Here is a 21,793-nt window from a genome sequence, read left to right as displayed (position 1 = left end):
GCCACACCCGGCGGGGGCCTCGTTGCGTCAGCGTGCCGGTTGGAGCGCGGCGACCGCCCGCAGGATGTCGTCGACGCGGTCCTTGGCGTCGCCGAAGAGCATCGCGGTGTTCTCCTTGAAGAACAGCGGGTTCTGCACCCCGGCGTACCCGGAGGCCATCGACCGCTTGAACACGATCACCTGCTCGGCCTCCCACACCTTGAGCACCGGCATCCCGGCGATCGGGCTGGACGGATCGTCCAGGGCGGCCGGGTTGACGGTGTCGTTGGCGCCGATGACCAGCACGACGGCCGTACCCGCGAAGTCGTCGTTGATCTCGTCCATCTCCAGGACGATGTCGTAGGGCACGCGCGCCTCGGCGAGCAGCACGTTCATGTGCCCGGGCAGGCGGCCGGCGACCGGGTGGATGCCGAACCGGACGTCGACGCCGCGCTCGCGCAGGATCCGGGTCAGCTCGGCGACGCCGTGCTGGGCCTGGGCGACCGCCATCCCGTACCCCGGGGTGATGATCACGGAATCCGCACCGGTCAGCAGCTCCGCGACCCCCTCGGCGTTGACCTCCCGGTGTTCGCCGTACTCCTTGTCCTCGGCCGGTCCGGCCTCGATCCCGAACCCGCCGGCGATCACCGAGATGAACGAGCGGTTCATCGCCTTGCACATGATGTACGACAGGTAGGCGCCGGACGATCCGACCAGCGCGCCGGTGACGATGAGCAGGTCGTTCTCCAGCAGGAAGCCGGCCGCTGCCGCCGCCCAGCCGGAGTAGCTGTTCAGCATCGACACGACCACCGGCATGTCGCCGCCGCCGATCGACGCGACCAGGTGCCAGCCGAGCAGCAGGGCGATGGCCGTGACCGCGATCAGCAGCCACAGCTGGGGGTCGATCACGAACCAGGCGGTGAGCACGGCGAAGACCGCGAGCGCACCGAGGTTCAGGACGTTCTTGCCGGGCAGCATCAGCGGGCTCGACTTGATCTTCGCGGAGAGCTTGAGGTACGCCACGATCGAACCGGTGAACGTGACGGCCCCGATGAACACGCCGATGAACACCTCGGCACTGTGGATGCCGAGCATGCCCTGGCTCTCCAGCACCGCCGCCTCAGCGCCGTCGAGGTGCGCCTCGACGTGCAGGTAGCCGTTCCAGCCGACCAGCACCGCGGCGAGACCCACGAAGCTGTGCAGCAGGGCGATCAGCTCCGGCATCCCGGTCATCTCGACCTTCGCGGCCCGGTAGAGGCCGATCGCCGCGCCGATCAGCGTCGCCACCACGAGCAGCGCGATCCCGGTGCCGTCGATCTCGCGGCCGATGGCCAGGGCGACGGTCGCGGCCAGCGCCACGGTCATCCCGGCGATGCCGAACGCGTTGCCGAACCGTGCCGTCTCGTGCTTCGAGAGCCCGGCGAGGGCCAGGATGAAGAGCAGAGCAGCGACGATGTACGCGGCCTGCGCCGCCGTTTCGATGGTCATCGTCAGCTCCTCGAGAACATGGCGAGCATGCGGCGGGTCACCGCGAAGCCACCGAAGACGTTGATGCTGGCCAGCAGGATCGCGACGAAGCTCAGGCCGGTCACGAGGTCGTCACCGTGGCCGAGTTGCAGCAGGGCGCCGACGACGATGATGCCGGAGATCGCGTTGGTGACCGACATGAGCGGGGTGTGCAGGGCGTGGTGGACGTGCCCGATCACGTAGTAGCCGATCACGATGGCGAGGGCGAAGACCGTGAGATGGCCGCGGAGGGCGGCCGGGGCCAGCGCGGTGAGCAGGAACAGCGCGGCCGCTCCGATCCCGATCGGCACGATCGGATTCCGCCGCTTTTTGTCCGCTTTTGTTAATATTTCCGGTGCTTTTTCGGCAACGGGTGTCGCTGACACGGCCACCGCCGGCGGCGGCCACGTCAGTTGACCGTCGCGGACCACGGTGATACCCCGCTGCACCTGGTCCTCGAAGTCGAGAACGAGCTGCCCGTCCTTGCCCGGCGTCATCAGCTTCATCAGGTTGACCAGGTTGGTGCCGTAGAGCTGGGACGCCTGGGCCGGCAGCCGGCCGGCCAGGTCGGTGTACCCGATGATGGTCACCCCGTTGGCGGTGACGACGACCTCGCCGGCGACCGTACCCTCGACGTTGCCGCCGTTGGACGCGGCCATGTCGACGATGACGCTGCCCGGCCGCATGCTCGCCACCATCTCGGCGGTGATCAGCCGCGGGGCGGGCCGGCCCGGGATGAGCGCGGTGGTGATGATGATGTCGACCTCGGTCGCCTGGGTGGCGTAGAGGCGGGCGGCCCGGTCGTTGTAGTCGTCGGACATCTGCTTGGCGTAGCCGGTGGACGACACCTCGACGTCGGCGGACTCGATCGACAGGTATTCGCCACCGAGGGATCGGACCTGGTCGGCGACCTCGGGGCGGGGGTCGGTGGCTCGTACGATCGCGCCCAGGCTCCCGGCTGTGCCGATGGCCGCGAGGCCGGCGACGCCCGCGCCCGCCACCAGCACCTTGGCGGGCGGGACCTTGCCGGCGGCGGTGACCTGCCCGGTGAAGAACCGGCCGAAGGCGTGCGCCGCCTCGACGACCGCCCGGTACCCGGCGATGTTGGCCATCGACGACAGCACGTCGAGCGACTGGGCCCGGGAGATCCGCGGCACCGCGTCCATCGAGAGTGCCGTGATCGGCCGCCGGGCCAGGTCCTCGACGATGTCCGGGTCGAGGCGGGCGTTCAGCAGGCCGATGAGGGTGGTGCCCTCGGCGAGCTTGTCACGCTGCGACACGGGCGGCGGGTTGATCGCGAACACGATGTCGGCGGAAAGGGGGTCGCCTACGCGCGCGCCGGCGTCGGCGTAGGACTCGTCGGAGAAGGACGCCAGCGCGCCGGCTCCGGGCTCCACGACCACGTCGTATCCCAGCTTGACCAGCTGGGTCACGGTGGCGGGAGTCGCGGCGACCCGGCGCTCGGCCGGGTCCGGATCCCTCGGTACACCGATGATCATCGTCGACTCCTCGGTAGATGTTGACCTTGAAAACGGTCGACGAACGTCGCCGGTTCAAAACGTGGAGTGATTGTTACTCACCAGTACGTATATGGCCAGAGGCCGATGCACCCGTGTCCCGTGACTTGAGACGGCACCACGCTCCTCCCACCACGGGTGAGACAACCGCAGGCCGGAGGCCCACTCTTCCCCCAGTGTCGCGAGGGACCTCCCGGGCACGCGCCCCCGACGCCCGATGGCACTGACCGTCGAAGACGCCGCCCTCCGGATCCCCTCGGCGACACACGCAACCAAATCATGATCCGCCTCCACTTGATTCATGTGTGGTCGGCATGGTGGATCACAACCCTGGGTGATCAAGAGCATCGGAAGGATATCGATCGGCAACACGCCCGACAAGGGCTTGCGACATTTACTTCAGCCACTCTAACCTGCAACCTTAGGAAAGCGCTTTCCCGCTGTTGGAAGTGCTCCGCGGTGGCCATCCCCACTCGTGCCTCCGCTCATCCCCCATGCGCGCATCCCCATGCGCGGGAACAGGTGAACAGAATGAAAAGATCAGTCGCGCTGCGACTCTCCGCAGTTCTCGGCACCGCAGGCGTGGCCGGAGCGATCGCCCTCGGTCTCCCCCAGGAGAACGCCAGCGCCGCCACCAACATCGCCACCGGCTTCGCCAGCCAGAACGGCGGCACCACCGGCGGCGCGGGTGGAACCACGGTCAAGGCCACCACCGGCACCCAGATCCACACCGCACTGTGCACCCGGGCCAGCAGCGACACCCCGATCATCATTCAGGTCGAGGGCACGATCAACCACGGCAACACCACGAAGGTCTCCGGCGCCAGCTGCAACACCGCCGCCGACCGGATCGAGCTCAAGGAGATCAGCAACGTCACGATCGTCGGGGTCGGCGCCGGCGCCACGTTCGACCAGCTCGGCATCCACATCCGGGACTCCAGCAACATCATCGTCCAGAACGTGACGGTCAAGAACGTCAAGAAGTCCGGCTCGCCGCTGTCCAACGGGGGCGACGCGATCAGCATGGAGAGCACGGTCCGCAACGTGTGGGTCGACCACACCACACTGATCGCCTCGGGCGGCGAGTCGGAGGGCTTCGACGGACTGTTCGACATGAAGAACGACACCCAGTACGTCACCCTCTCCTACAGCATTCTGCGCAACTCCGGCCGGGGTGGCCTGATCGGCTCCAGTGAGAGCGACACCGGGAACGGCTTCATCACGTTCCACCACAACAAGTACGAGAACATCGACTCCCGTACGCCGCTGCTGCGTGGCGGCATCGCGCACATTTACAACAACCACTACTTCGACCTCCACGAGTCCGGCATCAACTCGCGGGCCGGCGCGAAGGCGAAGGTGGACAACAACTACTTCGAGGACTCGAAGGACGTGCTGGGCACGTTCTACACCGACGCGGCCGGCTACTGGCAGGTCTCCGGCAACATCTTCGACAACGTGACCTGGTCCGCGCCCGGCACCGACAACAAACCGGCCGGCCCGAACGTCACGTCGAACACCAGCGTCTCGATCCCGTACGCGTTCACCCCGGACAACGCGTCCTGCGTGCCCTCGATCGTGGCCTCGACCGCGGGCGCCGGCACCGGCCTGAAGGTCTCCACCGGCAGCTGCTCGGTGACCACCTCACCGACCGCTAGCGTCTCGCCGACCGTGTCCCCGACGACCTCGCCGAGCACCACCGTCTCCCCGACCGTCTCCCCGACGCCGACCGCGCCCAGCGGCACCAACCTGAGCATCGGCGCCGGCGCGGACGGTTCGAGCAAGGCCGGCGGAACCAGTTACGGCAACGTCAAGGACGGCAACCTGTCCACCATCTGGTCCCCGAACGGCGCCACCGGCGACATCTCGATCAAGTGGAGCGCCGCCACCAAGGTCTCCCGCATCAACATCGTCGAGGCCTCCGGTTCCGCCATCGGCGCCTACCAGGTGCTGAACGGCGCCACCGGCGCGGTCCTCGCCTCCGGCACCGGCGGCGGCTCGATCAGCATCCCCGCCACCACGACGACCAAGCTCACCTTCAAGATCACCAGTTCGTCCGGCACCCCGAAGATCGCCGAATTCCAGACCTTCGCCTGATCCCCGCCCGCCCGGTCCAGTCCTCTGGACCGGGCGGTCCCTATTCCCCCCAGGCGATCCGCCACTCGGCATCCGCGGCGAATCTCTCCAGCTCCGCCCGATCCGCCACCCAGTAATCCGCCCCATCGGTAGGCGCCACGAGATCGTTCACGATCAGCACCAGATAGCCTCCGGTCTGCTCCGCGTCATCCCGAAAACGCACGAAAGACCCTTCATGGAGCCCCGCCAGAATCCGCCCGTCAACCCCGATCCTCAATGACATCGCCGCAGCTTACGGTTCAAGATCTTGATTTTGTACGGGCCGGCAAGGAACCGTGACAGTCCACGCGAGAGAGCCGAAACACCGGACCGAAACGCGGCCACCGGGCTGAGGCGGTGGTCACCGGACGGCCCGTCCCCGCCACCCACCAGAATGCATTCCATGCCGATCGAGTTCGTTGCGCACGTGACAGGCGTCGATGACGAGGACTGCCTCGTCGCGGGCATCGCCGAGCGAGCCGACGGCACCGGGCGCGCGCTCATCTTCCAGGCCGGCCAGGAACCTCCGGACGATCAGGACGTGCGGCTGGGCCTGGACACCTACTGCCTGGTCACCGAAAACCACGGCACCGCCTACGGATGCGTCCGTGAACTGACCATCGACGGTGACCGCCTGCATCTCGAGGTCAGCGCCGACGCCCTCGACGACCTCGGCCTGACCGACACCGCCATCCGGGTCCGTCTGGCCGTGCCGCCCGCTTCCATCGAAGTCCTGCGCGACCACCTGGGCCGCATCCTGATCTACGGCCGCGCCGACGCCCGGCCAGCCGTTCTCCGCCTCTGACCGCGGGCCACCGGACTGCCCGTACCAGTTCCTCGGACCGATTCGCCGGCTTACGTCACGATCATGGGCGAGTCCGTGGCGGCGGCCTCGGCTCCCCGCTCCCTCCAATGTGCCGGCTTCCTGCAGGCCCTGCCGACGCACTCGGCTCCCCGGCCCATCCGACGCTGCGGGCTCTCGCAGGCCCTACCGACGCACTCGGCTCCCCCGGCCCCTCCGATGCGCTGGCCTCCTGCAGACCGTGCCGACGCACTCGGCTTCCCCGGCCCATCCGACGCCGCGGGCTCCACTGCCGCCGCGCTCGACTCGGCGTCACGGACCAGCGCCTCACGCACCCACGACCGAAAGGATCGTGGATCCGAGCCGTGGCGCAGCCCTTCCCCCTTTTGACGTAGGGAGCATGGATGGCCCTTCGAGAGCAATGCCGAAAATAAGATTATCGCGGGTATGCCGAGGACTTGACATGACATCAGATAGAGCCCCAATCGTCTCGTCCCGAAATAATTGGAATGATCAACTTCTTACTCTTTCGGGTTGGGGTTTGGGACAATATTCGTATGGGGCAGCTGTCATTGTTCAGCCGGGCGGAAACTGCGGCTTTGCGGGATCGGACGAAGGCGCGGAATTACGATCCCGAGCGTGACGAGTTTCGGCGTCAGCACAAGATTCGCCGTGACTGGGGCCTGAAGCGGCGCCATGCCGAGAAACTTCGGCGGTTGCGCGAAAGCGGTGCCGTGTCGCCGCCCACCGCCACGAACCCGCCGGAATGCCGCACGGCAAGCACTTCACCGCCCGCAGCCCCGCCAACCCGAGCGACACCAAGCCCAGAACCGGCACGGCGGCTCGCGACATCAGCCACGCCGCCACCGGCGACCCGCAGCTGCAGCAGTACCGATGCAGCGAGCAGCACCGCCCCCTGCAGCAGTCCCAATGCAGCAAGTGACCCCACCACCGCCGGCAACACTGCAACGACGACTGCCGCACCGCGCCGACCGACACTCGGACCGAGACCGGCGGCAGCGCCCACACCAGTAGCAGCAGCGGCGGAAGCGGAAGGGACAACGGCAACCGAAACGGCAGCAGTACCAATGCAGCAAGTGACCCCACCACCGCCAGCAACACTGCAACGACCGACTGCCGCACCGCGCCCACCAACACCCGGGTCGAGACCGGCAGCAGCACCAAAACCAGCAACAGGAGCAGTAGCAGCGACACCGGCAGCGGCAGGCGCGGTGGTGGCGCTTGTCCCGTGGTGTCGGGCAGCGACATCGGTAGCAACCCCAGCAACGGCAGCCGGAGCAGCGAACCGATACCAGCGGCTGCAGGGGAAGCAGACTCGGTTTCGCCCGAGGACATGCACGCCGATGACGGCCCGCGGAACCCGGTCGCCTTCGCCGGCCCAGCGGCGGCAGCATCTCGCGGCGGGATACGGGCTTCAGGTAGCGCCGTGGCAGTCACCAAGTCGCGCTGGTGGTGGCTACCCCAAGCCCTCCGCCCGCACCACATCGGACGTCACATCAGGTCCTCGAACGGCACGAACGTCTCTGCAGTCGGCAGCCTTTGTGCCATCCGCGGCAAGCCCGGCGACGTCGCGACCGGCGAAAGCGGGGCGGGCCTTGATCTCAGCAGCCGAGTTGGCGGCCAATCGATCGACACGGTGTATGCCCTGGGCTGTGGCAGTTGCTGCAGAGTCCGGAACTACACCGACGGGCACGGTATCCGCCTTAGGCTACGGCCCTCTGCCTGCGAGGACACGACCGACGACGGCATGCGCCCCGGCCAGCGGCCCTCAACAGAAACGACACGAGCGAAGACGGTATGCGCTCCGGCCAACGGCCCCTACCAGGAAACAACACGACCGGAGACGGCATGCGCTGCTTCGGCTCGGGGCAGAAGCCCCAACCGGGATGACGCGATCGGTGCCGTGGCTGACGGCAGGCGGGGCACTGCCGGGGGCGAAGTGGTCGGCAGGGTGGCCACGTGCCCTGGATCGGTCGCGGAAGGACTGTGGTTGGCATCCTTCGGTGACATGGTCCGGCGTTTTGTCACGGCCGGTCGGGCCGGTTGCGGGCAGGGATCAATGAATGAATGTGGCGGCTGCGGGATTATGGTTTCGGTGAGTCTCGGTGTTTTTTCCGATCGGGTTCGCGAGGGTCACCGTGCGATGGTTGCGGTTATTTCGGTCATGGGATTTGGGTTTCACGAATCGCGAACCGGGTTTAGGTGGCGGGTAATCCGTGGGCATAACCGGGCTTGAACGGGATGGTCGTCAGAGATGACGAATATTCTCTGCGCGGGATCGAGGAGTTCAGTTCGGGTGCGCGGCTTTGTCGGGGATCGGCGGGCGGGGAGATCAGGCAGGTGACGGACCAGGCGGATGGCGGGATCAGGCAGGTGACGGGACCAGGCGGATGAGGGGATCAAGTGGATGGCGGGATCAGGCGGGTGGCGAAAGCGGTGACGGCCTCGTCGGGAGTGGTGTCGGCGGCGATGGAGGTGGTGAGCATGTCCAGGAGGAGGCCGTCGATGGCGTAGTGGAGCAGGGCGATCTCGAAGGCGCCGCCCGGCAGGCCGGTGGTGGCGTGGAAGGCGACGTCGTCGCGGTAACCGCGGCGCAGAGTGTTGCCGAGGATCTCCGAGAGGCCGGGGCGGCGGGCGGCTTCGAGGCGCAGTTCGATCAGGGCGCGGGTCAGGTCGGGTTCGCGGGTGGTGCGTTCGACGATGTAGCGCAGGTAGTCGACGAACAGGTCCGGCGTTGGTGGGCGGGCGGCGAGTTCGGCGACGATCTGCTCGTCGGGGGTGAGGCGTTCCATGATTCGTTCGCCGAGGGCGCCGAGGAGGGCGTCGCGGGTGCGGAAGTAGTTCGAGGCGGTGCCGGCGGGCACGTCGGCCTCGGTGTCGACGGCGCGGTGTGTCAGACCGCGGGCGCCCTGGGTGGCGAGCACCCGCAGGCCGGCGTCGGCGAGTGCACGGCGGCGGTCCGGGTTCTTGGCCATGACGAAAAGGCTAGCACCAACCACTACAGGTGCTGTAGTTTTCCACCACGACATCCATAGTGGTTGAGGATCGGGGAGTACACCTTGCGAAAGCTCGTCTATTTCGTTGCCAGCACCATCGACGGTTTCATCGCCGCGCCGGACGGGTCGTGGGACTTCTTGGTCCTCGAGGACGACATTCCGGCGTACATGCGTGAGCACTATCCGGAGACCCTTCCCACCCTCGGCCGGGCGGCGATGGGTGTCGACGAACCCAACAAGGTCTTCGACACCGTGCTGATGGGGCGCGGCACGTACGAGCCGGCGTTGCAGGCCGGCATCACCAGCCCGTACGCGCATCTGCACCAGATCGTCTTCTCCCGCTCGCTGCCCGCCTCCACCGATCCGGAGGTGCGGTTCGTCGCCGAGGAGCCGTTGCCGTTCGTGGAGAAGCTGAAGCAGCAGCCGGGCCGGGACATCTGGCTGGCCGGGGGCGGGGACCTGGCCGGGCAGCTGCTGCCGGCGGTCGACGAGCTGATCGTCAAGCTCAACCCGACGGTGGCCGGTTCCGGGATCCCGCTCGCCGCCACCGGCTTCCGGCCGCACCGGTTCGCCCTGACCGCCGCCACTCCCCTGCCCAGCGGGGTGGTCGTGCTGCACTACCGGACGCGTACGCCGTAGCCCCAGGTCTTCTCAAGATCGGGGGTGTCCTGCCGATCGCACGACCGTCCCGGCTTCCGGACCGGGTCGGCGGACGAGCTCGTCGCGAGGTTCGACGAGCGGCGGGTCGCTGACGGCATGCTCGGGGAACGGCTCACGGCGGTGATGATGGACCAGTTCTCGGCCCGGCTGCCGGGGGCGAAGACGTTCCCCGCGCTGCCGTGGCCGGGTGTCGTCAACGGGGACGTCGACCATGCGCTGCTGGTCGGCGACCGGGTGGCGTTCCTGGACGGCAAGCTGCGGAGAGCCGGGCACTACACGGCCGACGCGCACGGGCATCTGCTGCGCGACGGCCGGCCGTCCTCCGGCGGGACCCTGCACTTCCCGGCGGCAGTGCAGGCGTGGCGGAACCGCCTTCCGGCCGGGGTGGAGGCGGGCGGGTTCCTGGTGGTGCATCCGGCGACGCCGGGACGGGTCACCTTCGACATCCCGGCCGGCTACCCGATCGTGATCTGCGCGGCCGAGGAGTTCGCCCAGGTGGTGGGCGGGTGGCTGGCCGGTGAGGCCGGTCGCGTGAACCGGCCGGCGTTCGAGCGGCTGCTCGGCCGCTGACCGGACGCGGGTGATCCGGCTGGTTCTGCCCGGCCGCAGCCGGGCGCCGGGAGGATCCGGCTGCAGCCGGGGGCCGGGAGGATCCGGCCGCAGCCGAACGCCGGGAGGATCCGGCCGCAGCCGGGCGCCGGGAGGATCCGGCCGCGGCCGAACGCCGGGAGGATCCGGCCGCAGCCGGGCGCCGGGAGGATCCGGCCGCGGCCGTGAGAACCAGCCGGTGAAACCCGGACCACTGGTAACCTCGCACGGGTGTCGATCTTGGGATATGCCGTCTCGCATTGGGGGGACGATCCGTGGGCGCGCGGATCGTGGAGCCTGATCGGGCGGGACGGCACACCGGCCGACCGGGTCAATCTCGGGACACCGATCGGGAACCGGCTGCGGATCGCCGGGGAGGCGACACATCCGACGCGGGCGGGCATGACGCATGGCGCGTACGAGCAAGGGGTCGTGGCGGCGGCGTGGGCCGCGAACCGCAGGCATGATCGCATCGCGGTGATCGGTGCCGGCATGGCCGGTCTCGCCGCCGCCCGCACCCTCACCGACCGTGATGCCGACGTGGTCGTGTGGGAGGCGCGGGAGCGGCTCGGCGGGCGCACCGCCGGGGCCGAGGTGGGCGGCAGCGGTTTCGACCTGGGCGCCAACTGGCTGCAACAGTACGACGACAACGTCCTCGCCCGGCTCGCGGAGAGACTCGGGCTGCGGCTGGTGCCGACCGACTTCCACGATCCGGTCCTGCTCGGCGACGACACCGCCGGAAGCATCGACGGCATTGAGAAGGAGCTGCGCAAGCGGCTCGCGGCGGCACCGGTGGGGGCCGGGATCGGCGATGTCCTCGACGCCTGGCTGCGGGAGCCGGGACCGTGGACGGAACGGGACATCCGGCGGTTCGTCGACGCGGAGATCGTGATGGACTCCGGAGCTCCGTTGTCCTGGCTGAGCGCCCGGTACGGGTTCGAGCCCGGTGTCGGTCACGGCGACCGGTGGATCGTCGGCGGGTACCGGCTGCTGGTGGAGCATCTCGCGGCCGGGCTCGACGTGCGGCTGGGGCAGCCGGTGCGGCGGATCGCGGTCGACGACGACGGGGTGACGGTCAGTGGGGACGGGATGCACGAGCGGGTGGACGCGGTGATCGTGACCGTGCCGCTCGGGGTGCTCGCGGCGGGTGCCATCGCGTTCGAGCCGGGACTGCCGGACCCGCACCGGAAGGCGCTGTCACGGCTGGGTATGGGCCGGGTGGAGAAGGTGGTGCTCCGGTTCGCCGAGCGGTTCTGGCCGGAGCATCCGGGCGGGTACTACCGGGTGCACGGGCCGCGGGAGAACTGTGTCGCCGAATGGCTCGACGCGAGCGCGGCCGACGGGGCGCCGACCCTGGTCGGGTTGTTCGCCGGGCCGTGGCTCGACGAACTCTGGGCCGGTACGGACGCGGAGATCGCGGCCCGGGCGGCAGCGGTGATCAGGCCGCCGCGGTGACCGGGGCCGTCAGGGCAGCAGGACGTCCAGGTCCGGCAGTTCGGTCAGCAGCCCGTCGGTGACGGCCAGGTCGGCGAGAGTCTCGACGGAGGCGCGGTCGATCTCGGCCGGCCACTTCGGCAGGACCAGGGACTCCCGGACCTCCGGCGCGATCTTGGTGTAGGTGCCGAGGACCGCGCGGACCTCGTCGGGGTGCTCGTCGGCGTACGCCAGGGATCTCTTCATCGCCTCGGTGAAGCGCCGGACCAGGTCGGGGTTGTCGGCGATCAGCTGGTTGGAGGTGAAGTACATGGCGACGGTGAGGTTCGGGGCGGCGTCGACGTAACTCGAGGCGATCTTGCGGGCGCCGGCGGCGATCGCGGACTGCTGGAACGGCTCGACCACGAAGATCGCGTCGACCTGCCCCGCGGTCAGCGCCGGAACCTGCTCGGGGAACGCCAGCTCGGTGAACTTCACCGCGGTCGCGTCACCGCCGTCCTTGCGGACCGACGCCCGGACACTCGTCTCCACGATGTTCTTCAAGGTGTTCGCGGCGACCGTACGCCCGGCGAGGTCCTTCGGGCTCTTGATCGGACTATCCGCCTTGACGAACAGGCCGGCGAAGTCATTGCCGTCGACGCCCGTCGAGTTCGTGCCGTTGACGACGACCTCGACCGGCACCTTCTTGGCGGAGCCGAGCAGCAGCGAGACGGTGTTGCTGAATCCGAACTGGAACTGGCCGCTGGTCACCGCCGGGACGATCGCGGCGCCGCCCTGCGCGGCGGTCAGGGTCAGATCGATGTTCTGCTCGCGGAAGAAGCCCTTCTCCTTGCCCAGGTAGATGGGCGCCACGTCGACGATCGCGATCACCCCGGTGTTCACCTTGTCGAGGGCGCCGGCCGCCTGGCCGCCCTCGTCCGGGTCGTCGGCGCACGCGGTGACGAGCAGGAACGTCGCGGCCAGCGCCGCGAGCAGCCGAGATCGTCGCATGACGCCCACCTCATTCATCGATCAGCCTCAACGCAACCTAGAGCGATCATTTGCGTACGTCAATGGCCGTTCCCGCCCGTCCGAAGCCTTGCGAACGACCCTCGGGCGCGACATCCGATAACATCGGCGCGGCAGGTGCCTGATGGGCCGAGGACTGGAATGCGGCCGCTCCTGCACCTGTCCGAACATCACGGTGACGACAGCCCGCACGGTGTCGTCTGGATCCCGGTCACCGATGTGCACGCCCTGTACGAAGAGCTGCACGACCGCCCTGCGCCCCGATGCGGCGTCGACCCGGACGCCCCCGGCGGGCCGACTCTCGAGGTCATCGACCCGTACGGCGATGTTCTGCGTTTCGCCCAGACCGAGTGAGTTTCGCCCAGACCGAGTGACAGGAGCGGGAGGGTGTCCGATGAGGCTGCATCCGGGTGAGCCCGAGGCACACGACCATCAGGAGATCACGCTGCCGGACCTCGTGCGGCGGCTGGTCGGCACGTCGCCGGGACGGCTGACGGTGGTCGGCATCGACGGGCGGGGCGGCGCCGGGAAGACGACCCTGACGGAACGGCTGCGCGCGGCGGTGCCCGGGTCGGCGATCGTGCACACCGACGACGTCGCCTGGAATCACGCCTGCTTCGACTGGGGTGGGCTGCTCGCCGAGAACGTTCTGCGGCCGCTGCGCCGGGGCGCGGCGGTGGACTTCCGGCCGGATGCCTGGGTCGCGCACGGTCGGCCGGGGTCGATCACCGTGCCCGCCGGGACCGGGGTCGTCTGGGTGGAGGGCACCGGCGTCATCCGGGCGGAACTGGCGCCGTGGCTGGACTCCGCCGTGTGGATCCAGGGCGACCTCGACGAGCAGGAACGCCGGCTGACCGCCCGCGACGGCGACTCCCCCGAGCAGCGGGCGCACGTGGCGGCCTGGCTGCGGGAGGAGCTGCCGTTCCTGCTGCGGGAGCAGCCGTGGAACCGGGCGACCACGATCGTCAACCTGGGATCGGAGGGGCGGGTGTTCGCGGCGTACCCCCGAAAAGGTCTTTGAGGAGCGTGACGAGAGCGGGGACCGCGGGATGCGCGGCGGGCGGGCGCCAGGCCACGTGCAGAGAAATGGGGGCGGCGCCGGTCAGCGGGAGATAGGTGATCGCCGGGTGCGGGTACATCACGGCGGTCGCGGTGCTGGTTACCCCGGCCGTGTCGCCGGCGGCGATGGCGAGCAGCCAGTCGTCGGTGTTGGCGACCTCGACGGTGGCCGCCGGGGCGGCGCCGGGTGGCCAGAGGTCCAGGCTGGTGGTGCCGGTGACCGTGTTGATCGCGATGCGCCAGCCGGTCAGGTCGGCGAGCGACAACCGGGCCCGGGCGGCCAGCGTGCTCGCGGTGGGTACGGCGGCGACCCGTTCCTCGGTGGTCAGCAGCTCGGTGCGGACACCCGGGATGTCACCGGGTTCCCGCAGGACCGCCGCGTCGGTGCGGCCCTGCAGCAGCCCGGCGCTGCGATCGTCGATGCGCAGCAGCCGCAGCGGGATGTCCGGATGGGCCTGCTGCCAGGCGCGCAACAGGGTGGTGGTGTGTTCGCCCAGCGCCGACCAGGTGTGCCCGAGACGCAGCGGCCAGGAGCCGGCCCGCGCCGGGTCGAGCACGTCGTCGACGGCGGCGACCGCGGCGGCGGCCCGATCCCGGAACGCCCGGCCGGCCGGGGTGAGGTCGAGATGGTGGGTGGAGCGGTCGACCAGGCCGACGCCGAGGTGCGTCTCCAGTTGGCGCAGCGTGCGGGACAGCGCCGGCTGGGTGACGTGCAGCCGGGTCGCGGCGCGGGTGATGTTGCCCTCGGCGGCGATCGCGAGGAACGCTCTGAGGTGCCGTAACTCGGCGGTCATGACCGGGGAGCATAACCATGACGGGAACCGGCATTTCCGGGACGCGATCCGGCGGGCATAGCGTCGGAGCGTGAATGCGGTGGGACTCGTGCTCGGCGCCGCGCTGTCGGTGCAGTTCGGCTCGGCGGTGGCGGCTCTGTTGTTTCCGCAGGCGGGCGCGGCGGGCGTGGTGGCGTTGCGGCTCGGCATCGCGGCGGCGCTGCTGCTCGCCGTGTGCCGGCCCCGGATCCGCGGGTACGGTCGCGGCGACTGGCTGGTGGCGGCCGGTTTCGGGGTGGCGCTGGCCGGCATGAACGGACTGTTCTACCAGGCCATCGACCGGATCCCGCTCGGGCCGGCGGTCACCCTCGAAGTGCTCGGGCCGCTGCTGCTGTCGGTCGTGACGGCCCGGCGGGCGGCGAGCTGGCTGTGGGCGGCGCTCGCGGCCGGCGGGGTGGCGCTGCTCGGTTACCAGGGTTTCGAGCGGCTGAATCTCGCCGGGGCGGGGTTCGCGCTGGGCGCGGGGGCGATGTGGGCGGCGTACATCGTGTTCAGCGCCCGCGCCGGCCGGCGCTTCCCGAAAACGGACGGGCTCGCGCTCGCGCTGACGGCGGCCGCGGTGATCGCCCTGCCCATCGGCATCGCCGACGCGGGCACGGCACTGTTGAATCCGGTCACGCTCGGGCTCGGGGCGGTCGTGGCGCTGATGTCGTCGGTCCTGCCGTACTCGCTGGAGCTGCGGGCGCTGCGCAGCATGCCCACCACCACGTTCGCGGTGCTGATGAGCCTCGGGCCGGCGATCGCCACCCTCGCCGGGTTCCTGGTGCTGGACCAGCGCCTCACCACGATCGAACTCGCGGCGATCGCCCTGGTCATCGTGGCCAGCGCGGGTGCGGTCCGCACACCGCCGAAAACCAGGGATCACAACCACGAGGTGGTACGCACGTCGCAGTGACTTCTCGCCGGAAGAGGCGGCGCGGGCCGATCGTCCGGCCGATCCGAACCGCTCACGGCTCCTCCCTCAGTGACCTCGGCCCGGCCGTCGCCGTCCTCTTCCCACTCCTCAAGCCGGCCGGCGGGCGGTGCTGGACCGGAGGCGGCGATCGGCTGCTGTCGGGCATCGCCGACTTCTTCGCCGAAGGCGTGGTCGGAGAATGCGGAGGCGGAGGCGTTGCGGCGGAAACCGCGCCGCCGCTCCCCAGTCCTTCAGCCCGGACGCCGAGATGGGTCGCGGCCCAGCAGGAGCAGGATCTCGGTGAGCGGATCGGCGTCGACCGGAACCGGATGCGCCGGAGCGAACGGCGCGCCCGGGGCGAGCCGATCAGCACCGTCCGGCACCGACCGCGCGACCTCCAGCGCGGCCGTCACCGCCTCCGCCCCCGGACGGAATCCGGCCCCGAGCGTGTGCGCGACGTCCCACCCGTGCACCACGTAATCGACCAGGTGCATCCCGACCGCCATCCGCCCCGGCACGGTCGCGTCGAACTCGGCCAGGTGGAACGGCCGCTCGAAGACGTCCCCCACCGAGAACGCCGCCAGCACGTCCGCGACCGCCTCCCGATATCTGTCGGCGGCGTCCGCACCGGCGGGCGCCTGCGCCCAGACCGCGAGGTCGCCGCCGCTCCCCCGGGCGGCCGCCGCGAACCCGTGATGCTGAGCGGTCATGTGCCCGAGCAGCATCGCGAGATCCCAGCCCGCGCACGGCGTCGGCAACCGCAGATCGACGTCGGTCACCTTGTCGATCAACGTGACGGTGTCGTGCAGCACCGCTCTTGTCGGCTCAATGGTATGCATGAGCTTATGATGGGCGCCTGCTTACTAATAGTCAAGGGCCGCGCGGGTGGTAGGAACAGACCCGTGGAACGGGAAGATCTCGGCGCGATGATGTTCCGGCTGGGCAGACGGCTGCTCGCCATGGAACAGCCGATCCTCGCCCGCCATGAGGTGACCATGTGGGCCTACGCCGTCCTGACCGCCCTGCACGAAAGCCCGATGCGCACCCAGGCCGCCCTGGCCGACAGCATCGGCGCCGACAAGACGCGCCTCATCCGCGTCCTCGACGACCTGCAGGAACGCGATTTCATCACCCGCGAACCGGACCCCGCCGACCGCCGCGTCCGCCTCCTCGCCCTCACCACCCGGGGCCGGCGGACCCACCAGGCGATCGTCGCCGAGATCCGCGCCGCCGAAGCCGGCCTTCTGGCCACGGTCCCGGAACCCGATCAGGAAGCCTTTCTGCGTACGCTCGTCGCCCTCTCCGCCCGAACCCCCACCACCTGAACCACCGAAGCCCGCCGCATCCCGCGCGCCCGCGTTCCGGCCGGCGGTGAGTGCTGTCTCGGCGGCCTCGAGACAGACGTGAGAAACAGCGGCTGGCTGTCAGTGGTAGACGAGGCGCTGGATCGCGGTGACCAGGGTGTCGACGACGTTCCGCAGTTCGGTGTCGGTGGCCTGGTCGAGCCGGCCGTACTGGGTGTCGCGGATGGCGGAGATCATCTCGGCCAGGCGTTCGGCGGTGATGGCGGTGGTGGCGGTGCCGTTCGCCTGATCGCGGCGGATCTTGGCGGCGGCGCGTTCGTCGTACCGGGCCTTGGAGTGGGTGAGCAGGTCGCGCAGCGGCTCGGACGAGGCGGCGGCGGTCGCCGAGCAGCTGAGCAGGCCGGCGTTCGCCCGCCAGATCCGGGCGGACATCAGCAACTGCTCGCGCAGCAGGTCCGGGGCGGGGCCGGTGCTGTCGAACCAGACGTGGGAGGCCGCGAAGTCGTCGGAGACCCGGGCCATCAGGGCGGTCAGCACGGCCGGTTTGGTCGGGAAGTAGAAGTAGAAACCGGTCCGGGAGATGCCGGCCCCGGCGGCGAGATCGTCGATGGTGACCGCCTCGTAGGAGCGCTCGGCGAACATCCGCCGTGCCACGTCCAGGATCGCGGCCTCGCGGAGATCGCCCTTCGACGGCCCGGCCTTGCGCCTCATGTTCGACAGTGCCTTCCACGGTGACGTTCGACGCTGCGATCAAAAATTTCGACGCACTGTCGAATACTGCGGCTAGTGTAAGCGCCCGTGACCCCACCCGTACGCCCGAGGTTGCTGCTCGTCGCCGCCGCGGCCGCGAGTTTCCTGCTCAGCCTCATCCAGTCGATCCCGGTTCCGGTGCTGCCGCAGATCGGCCAGCAGCTCGGCGCCGACGCCACCACCGTCGGATGGGTGTCCACGGCGACGCTGCTGGCCGCGTCCGCCTGCACCCCGCTGCTCGGCCGGCTCGGCCACGTCGTCGGCATCAAACCGGTCTTCGTCGGCACCCTGATCGTCACGCTCGCCGGCAGCGTCCTCGCCGCCACCGTGCACGACGTGGGTTGGCTGATCGCCGCCCGGGTTCTGCAGGGCACCAGCTTCGGGCTGTTCCCGCTCGGCCTGAGCCTGCTCCGCCACGAACTGCCGCCGGCCAGGCTGACCAGCGCGATGGCCCTGGTCTCCTCGACTCTCGGGATCGGTGGCGGGGCCGCGCTGGTCGCCGCCGGGCTGCTCATGCAGGGCGACGCCGGCTACCGGCGGATCTTCTGGCTGTGTGCGCTGGTCAGCGCGATCGCTCTGGCGCTGGCGTGCACTCTGCCGCGGCGGGCCGGCGGCGGCGGGCGGGTCGACGTGCTCGGCGCGGTGGTGCTGTCCGCCGGGCTGATCAGCCTGCTCCTGCCGATCTCACAGGGGCACAGCTGGGGCTGGTCGTCGCCGCGGGTCCTGTCGCTGTTCACCGCCTCGGCCGTCATTCTCGCCGGGTTCTACCTGCTGGAACGCCGGATGGACGCGCCACTGGTCTCGATGGCGATGCTGCGGCGCCGGCCGATCCTGGTCGCCAACCTCGCCGCGATGACCGTCGGGTTCGCCATGTTCGCTCTGCAGCTGGCGATGAGCCACCTCGTGCAGAGCCCGCGCGACCTCACCGGGTTCGGGTTCACCGCGACGGCGCTGGAGACCAGCCTGATCTTCCTGCTGCCCGGGGCGGCGGTGAGCGTGGTGGTCGGGCCGCTCGCCGGGCCGCTGCTCGGGCGGATCGGGGCACGCAACGCGCTCGCGCTGGCCTGCTGGACGGCCGCGGCGGGGACGGCGTCGCTGGCGGTGCTGCACGACAGCCGGGCGCAGACGATCACCGCGTTCGTGGTGGCGAGCTGCGCGATCGCGCTGGCGTACGCGGCGATGCCCGTGCTGCTGGTCAGCCACATCCAGCCGGAGGAGACCGGGATCGCGAACTCGGTCAACTCCATCATGCGGACGGTGGGCGGCACGATCGGCGGCGCGCTGGTGATCACGATCCTGGCGGCACGGACCCGGTCGTACGGGTCGGTGCCGCTGCCCGCCGAGGACGCGTTCCGGCTCAGCTATCTGCTGGCGGCGGGCGTGTTCGCGGTCGGCGGGCTGCTGGTTCTGCTGTTCATCGACCGGCCGGCCCGGGTCCCGGCCGTGGAGCCGGCCGGCGTCGTGGACCAGCGGCATCCGCAGCCGTCGACGTGACAACCCGCCTGCGTGGTGATGTCGGGCGCGATGCGCGCCCGACATCACCACGCGCGTGGGGCACGCATGAGCGGCACCGGGGGACGGCCGTACGGGGACGCCTGCCGCAGCCGCCGCGGGTCACGGGACCGTGCGTGGCCCGTACCAGAAAAGTCAGGTGAAAGGGAACCGCATGGCGCGGTCGAGGAGCGTGTCGCGGGAGACGGTGGCGTCGCCGTCGGCCCAGGCCTGCATGGCGGCGTTCAGGCAGGCGACGGCGGAGGCGACGAGCGCGCGGGGCGCGGGATCGTGGCCGGCCGGGAGATCGCTGGGGAGGCGGGCGGCGACCAGCGGGACCAGCAGGGACTCCCAGCCCTCCTGCTTCTCGCGGTGGCGGGCGCGCATCGTCGGGTTCGCCCCGACCAGCCGGAGGAAGGCCAGGGAACGCTCGGGGTTGTCGGCGTTGATCGCGGTGAGGACGTCGAACGTGCGGCGCAGGGACGTCCACGGGTGCTCGTCGGCGGGGCGCTCGGTGAAGGCGGCGGCGAGCGCCGGGCCGAGGTCCTCCAGCCAGGTCAGGACCACGTCCTCCTTGGTGCCGAAGTAGCGGAAGAACGTGGTGCGGGACAGGCCGGCCTCGGCGGCGATCTGCTCGACCGTCGTGTTGTCGCAGCCCTGCTCGGCGAAGAGCCGGGTGGCGACGGCGCTGACCTCGGCGCGCATCGCCTGGCGGGTCCGTTCCCGCAGGGACGTTCGGGGTGTGTCCTTCACGACACGATCGTACTCGGTGCTCACTTGGTACTCAGTACCACTTCGAACTACCGTTCCACTTGATCCGTCACTTCGTCACGAGGACACGCCATGAGCCTGTTCACTCCGCTGCGTCTCGGCGCCCTGAACCTGCGCAACCGCCTGGTCATGGCACCGCTCACCCGGCTGCGCGCCGGTGAGCACGGGGTCCCCGGGGACCTGCTGGTCGAGCACTACCGCCAGCGTGCCTCCCTGGGCCTGATCATCACCGAGGGCACCTGGCCGGTGCGGGAGGGCCGCACCTGGATCGGCCAGCCCGGCATCGAGACCGCCGAGCAGATCGCCGGCTGGCGGCGGGTCGCCGACGCCGTCCACGAGGCGGGCGGCCTCATCGTCATGCAGGTCATGCACGGTGGCCGGATCTCGCACCCGGAGATCAGCGGCACCGGGCGCATCGTCGCGCCCAGCGCCATCGCCGCGCCCGGTGAGACGCGGATCCCCTCCGGCAAGGCCGCGTACCCGGAGCCGCAGGCACTGACCACCGACGAGATCCGCGGCATCGTCGCGGGCTTCGTCGCCGCCGCCCGCAACGCCGTCGAGGCCGGGCTGGACGGCGTCGAGATCCACAGCGCCAACGGTTACCTCATCCACCAGTTCCTGTCGCCGGCGTCGAACACCCGCACCGACGAGTACGGCGGTTCCCCCGCCAACCGGGCCCGCCTCGCCATCGAGGTGGTGACCGCGGTCGCCGAGGCCATCGGCGCGGACCGGACCAGCCTGCGGATCTCGCCGGAGCACAACATTCAGGGCGCGCTGGAGACGGATCCGGCCGACGTGATCGCCACCTACACCGTGCTCGCCGAGGCGCTCGCGCCGCTCGGGCTGGCGTTCGTCGACATCCTGCACGCGGATCCGGCGGGTGAGCTGGTGCAGAAGCTCCGGCACGCGGCCGCGGCGCCGGTGATCCTGAACAGCGGGTTCGGTACGCAGACGACCCGGGAGGCCGCCCTCGAACTCGTCGAGGACGGTCTCGCGGACGCGGTGGCGGTGGGACGTGCCGCCCTGGCGAACCCGGACCTGGTCGCCCGCTGGTCCGCCGGCGCGCCGGAGAACGCTCCGGACCCGGGCACGTTCTACTCCCCCGACGCTCGCGGGTACACCGATTACCCCACGCTCTGAGCCGTCGTTTCCGGACCGGCCTTACGGCCGGTCCGGCGGCGGTCACGCGGCGAGGCCGGGCGGGAGATCAGGACCAGAGGGTGCGAAGGCGGGCGGCTTCGGTGGCGGCCTGGGCACGGCCGGCCTCGGCGGCGGCGCGGCGGCGGGCCGGGTCCAGGGGGTTCCGGCCGATCGCGGCGCGGGCGGCGGCGTCCGGGGAGACGACCGTGCCATGCACGCCGGGACCGAGGGCGGCCAACTGGGCGGCGGGGCGGCCACTACGGCGTACCGACCGGGTGACCGGGGCCAGCACGACGACCTGGCGGCTGCCGTCGGCCAGGTCGGCGTTGGCGACGGTGCGGACACCGCCGTCGATGTAGCGGGCGCCGCCGATGGTCACCGGCGGCCACACCAGCGGGACCGCGCAACTGGCGGCGACGGCGTCGACGAGCGGGATGCCGCTGGACGCGTCGAAGACCCGTACCGCACCGGTCCCGGCCTCGACGGCGACGATCCGCAAGCGGGCCGTGGCGGGCCAGCCACCGTCGCCGATCCGGCGGGCGATGACCGCGCGCCGTTCCGCTTCCGGCATCGTGCGGGCACGCAGCGCCCGGCGGCCCAGCCAGGCGCGGCCCCGCGCCGGATCGCCCGGCCACAGGCCGGCGATCAGGAACGGCAGGATCACTCCCGGGCCGAGGCGGGCGGCGATCTCACCGGAGGCGTCGGCGATCTGGTGGGCGAAGAGATCCTCGAGGGGTACGCCGGAAAGCACCTGGGCGGCCACGCTGGAGCCGGCCGAGGTCCCGACGAACAGTTCGGCGTCGGTCAGGTCGACGCCGTGTTCGGTCAGGCCGTGCAGCATGCCGATCTCCCAGGCGACGCCGGTGACGCCGCCGCCGCCGAGCACCAGAGCCTTCGTCATGCCCCGATCCGAACTCTCGTCAT

The 21,793-nt window shown here is 70.3% G+C and carries 22 protein-coding genes; 11 read left to right on the top strand and 11 right to left on the bottom strand.

Features of this window, described 5'->3' with window-relative positions; translation table 11 throughout:
* Nucleotides 1–27 precede the first annotated feature (27 nt).
* Nucleotides 28–1,467, bottom strand: coding sequence for a Re/Si-specific NAD(P)(+) transhydrogenase subunit beta (pntB, locus tag Aut01nite_RS23270; protein WP_043533890.1), 1,440 nt, complete (start codon nt 1,465–1,467; stop codon nt 28–30).
* Between the two features lie 2 nt (nt 1,468–1,469).
* Nucleotides 1,470–2,984 carry a Re/Si-specific NAD(P)(+) transhydrogenase subunit alpha gene (locus tag Aut01nite_RS23265; RefSeq protein ID WP_204037655.1) on the bottom strand — a complete coding sequence of 505 codons (1,515 nt, stop codon included), beginning with the start codon at nt 2,982–2,984 and terminating at the stop codon, nt 1,470–1,472.
* 549 nt (nt 2,985–3,533) lie between these two features.
* Between Aut01nite_RS23265 and Aut01nite_RS23260 the strand changes: the two genes are divergently transcribed.
* Nucleotides 3,534–5,099, top strand: coding sequence for a pectate lyase family protein (locus Aut01nite_RS23260; RefSeq protein WP_043533891.1), 1,566 nt, complete (start codon nt 3,534–3,536; stop codon nt 5,097–5,099).
* A 40-nt stretch (nt 5,100–5,139) separates the two neighbouring features.
* Here the strand turns inward: Aut01nite_RS23260 and Aut01nite_RS23255 are convergent, their stop codons facing one another.
* Entirely contained in the window at nt 5,140–5,361 is a 222-nt protein-coding gene (locus Aut01nite_RS23255) for a hypothetical protein (protein ID WP_043533892.1), read from the bottom strand.
* Nucleotides 5,362–5,520: 159 nt separating this feature from the next.
* On the opposite strand from Aut01nite_RS23255, the gene Aut01nite_RS23250 reads away from it, so the two are divergent.
* Nucleotides 5,521–5,922 (top strand): Imm10 family immunity protein, encoded by a 402-nt coding sequence (locus Aut01nite_RS23250; protein WP_043533893.1) that lies wholly within the window; start codon nt 5,521–5,523, stop codon nt 5,920–5,922.
* Nucleotides 5,923–6,495: 573 nt separating this feature from the next.
* On the opposite strand, the gene Aut01nite_RS23245 is transcribed toward Aut01nite_RS23250, so the two are convergent.
* Both Aut01nite_RS23245 and Aut01nite_RS23240 read right to left on the bottom strand, forming a co-directional pair.
* A complete protein-coding gene (locus Aut01nite_RS23245) occupies nt 6,496–7,188 on the bottom strand; it encodes a hypothetical protein (RefSeq protein ID WP_152629168.1) in 693 nt (230 codons plus the stop codon).
* Between the two features lie 1,151 nt (nt 7,189–8,339).
* Nucleotides 8,340–8,915 carry a TetR/AcrR family transcriptional regulator gene (locus tag Aut01nite_RS23240; RefSeq protein ID WP_043533894.1) on the bottom strand — a complete coding sequence of 192 codons (576 nt, stop codon included), beginning with the start codon at nt 8,913–8,915 and terminating at the stop codon, nt 8,340–8,342.
* 84 nt (nt 8,916–8,999) lie between these two features.
* Between Aut01nite_RS23240 and Aut01nite_RS23235 the strand changes: the two genes are divergently transcribed.
* The 3 genes from Aut01nite_RS23235 to Aut01nite_RS23225 all read left to right on the top strand — a co-directional run bounded on the left by Aut01nite_RS23235 (nt 9,000) and on the right by Aut01nite_RS23225 (nt 11,639).
* A complete protein-coding gene (locus tag Aut01nite_RS23235) occupies nt 9,000–9,575 on the top strand; it encodes a dihydrofolate reductase family protein (RefSeq protein WP_043533895.1) in 576 nt (191 codons plus the stop codon).
* A gap of 24 nt (nt 9,576–9,599) precedes the next feature.
* Entirely contained in the window at nt 9,600–10,166 is a 567-nt protein-coding gene (locus Aut01nite_RS23230) for a hypothetical protein (RefSeq protein WP_052164700.1), read from the top strand.
* A gap of 249 nt (nt 10,167–10,415) precedes the next feature.
* Nucleotides 10,416–11,639, top strand: coding sequence for a flavin monoamine oxidase family protein (locus Aut01nite_RS23225; RefSeq protein ID WP_043533896.1), 1,224 nt, complete (start codon nt 10,416–10,418; stop codon nt 11,637–11,639).
* A gap of 9 nt (nt 11,640–11,648) precedes the next feature.
* Here Aut01nite_RS23225 and Aut01nite_RS23220 read toward each other — a convergent pair whose 3' ends face one another.
* Complete coding sequence (locus tag Aut01nite_RS23220; RefSeq protein WP_043533949.1) at nt 11,649–12,608, bottom strand: ABC transporter substrate-binding protein; 960 nt, start codon at nt 12,606–12,608, stop codon at nt 11,649–11,651.
* A 159-nt stretch (nt 12,609–12,767) separates the two neighbouring features.
* Between Aut01nite_RS23220 and Aut01nite_RS23215 the strand changes: the two genes are divergently transcribed.
* Both Aut01nite_RS23215 and Aut01nite_RS23210 read left to right on the top strand, forming a co-directional pair.
* Nucleotides 12,768–12,980: a glyoxalase superfamily protein gene (locus Aut01nite_RS23215; RefSeq protein WP_052164701.1), complete on the top strand. Its 213-nt coding sequence runs from the start codon at nt 12,768–12,770 to the stop codon at nt 12,978–12,980.
* 40 nt (nt 12,981–13,020) lie between these two features.
* Nucleotides 13,021–13,647 carry a uridine kinase family protein gene (locus Aut01nite_RS23210; RefSeq protein ID WP_052164702.1) on the top strand — a complete coding sequence of 209 codons (627 nt, stop codon included), beginning with the start codon at nt 13,021–13,023 and terminating at the stop codon, nt 13,645–13,647.
* Here the strand turns inward: Aut01nite_RS23210 and Aut01nite_RS23205 are convergent.
* Nucleotides 13,592–14,479 (bottom strand): LysR family transcriptional regulator, encoded by an 888-nt coding sequence (locus Aut01nite_RS23205; protein WP_043533897.1) that lies wholly within the window; start codon nt 14,477–14,479, stop codon nt 13,592–13,594. The two genes, Aut01nite_RS23210 and Aut01nite_RS23205, sit on opposite strands and share 56 nt — an antisense overlap.
* A gap of 70 nt (nt 14,480–14,549) precedes the next feature.
* Here Aut01nite_RS23205 and Aut01nite_RS23200 point away from each other — a divergent pair, with 70 nt between their 5' ends.
* Nucleotides 14,550–15,413: an EamA family transporter gene (locus tag Aut01nite_RS23200; RefSeq protein ID WP_084000262.1), complete on the top strand. Its 864-nt coding sequence runs from the start codon at nt 14,550–14,552 to the stop codon at nt 15,411–15,413.
* Nucleotides 15,414–15,664: 251 nt separating this feature from the next.
* Here the strand turns inward: Aut01nite_RS23200 and Aut01nite_RS23195 are convergent, their stop codons facing one another.
* Entirely contained in the window at nt 15,665–16,252 is a 588-nt protein-coding gene (locus Aut01nite_RS23195; protein ID WP_052164704.1) for a TIGR03086 family metal-binding protein, read from the bottom strand.
* A 63-nt stretch (nt 16,253–16,315) separates the two neighbouring features.
* Here Aut01nite_RS23195 and Aut01nite_RS23190 point away from each other — a divergent pair, with 63 nt between their 5' ends.
* Complete coding sequence (locus tag Aut01nite_RS23190; RefSeq protein WP_201775663.1) at nt 16,316–16,738, top strand: MarR family winged helix-turn-helix transcriptional regulator; 423 nt, start codon at nt 16,316–16,318, stop codon at nt 16,736–16,738.
* Between the two features lie 99 nt (nt 16,739–16,837).
* On the opposite strand, the gene Aut01nite_RS23185 is transcribed toward Aut01nite_RS23190, so the two are convergent.
* A complete protein-coding gene (locus Aut01nite_RS23185; protein WP_052164705.1) occupies nt 16,838–17,428 on the bottom strand; it encodes a TetR/AcrR family transcriptional regulator in 591 nt (196 codons plus the stop codon).
* Between the two features lie 87 nt (nt 17,429–17,515).
* On the opposite strand from Aut01nite_RS23185, the gene Aut01nite_RS23180 reads away from it, so the two are divergent.
* Nucleotides 17,516–18,961 (top strand): MFS transporter, encoded by a 1,446-nt coding sequence (locus Aut01nite_RS23180; RefSeq protein WP_052164706.1) that lies wholly within the window; start codon nt 17,516–17,518, stop codon nt 18,959–18,961.
* Between the two features lie 153 nt (nt 18,962–19,114).
* Here the strand turns inward: Aut01nite_RS23180 and Aut01nite_RS23175 are convergent, their stop codons facing one another.
* Entirely contained in the window at nt 19,115–19,711 is a 597-nt protein-coding gene (locus Aut01nite_RS23175; RefSeq protein ID WP_043533956.1) for a TetR/AcrR family transcriptional regulator, read from the bottom strand.
* Nucleotides 19,712–19,801: 90 nt separating this feature from the next.
* On the opposite strand from Aut01nite_RS23175, the gene Aut01nite_RS23170 reads away from it, so the two are divergent.
* On the top strand, nt 19,802–20,869 hold the full coding sequence (locus tag Aut01nite_RS23170) for an alkene reductase (protein WP_043533899.1): 1,068 nt from the start codon (nt 19,802–19,804) through the stop codon (nt 20,867–20,869).
* Nucleotides 20,870–20,936: 67 nt separating this feature from the next.
* Here Aut01nite_RS23170 and Aut01nite_RS23165 read toward each other — a convergent pair whose 3' ends face one another.
* Nucleotides 20,937–21,770, bottom strand: a complete 834-nt coding sequence (locus Aut01nite_RS23165; RefSeq protein WP_043533900.1) for a patatin-like phospholipase family protein — start codon at nt 21,768–21,770, stop codon at nt 20,937–20,939.
* Between the last annotated feature and the right edge of the window lie 23 nt (nt 21,771–21,793).

Origin of the sequence: Actinoplanes utahensis (assembly GCF_016862455.1) — a bacterium.
In the GTDB taxonomy this organism is placed as follows: domain Bacteria; phylum Actinomycetota; class Actinomycetes; order Mycobacteriales; family Micromonosporaceae; genus Actinoplanes; species Actinoplanes utahensis.
Note: the sequence above shows the minus strand (reverse complement) of the source record. Positions and strands in the feature narration are given on the sequence as shown.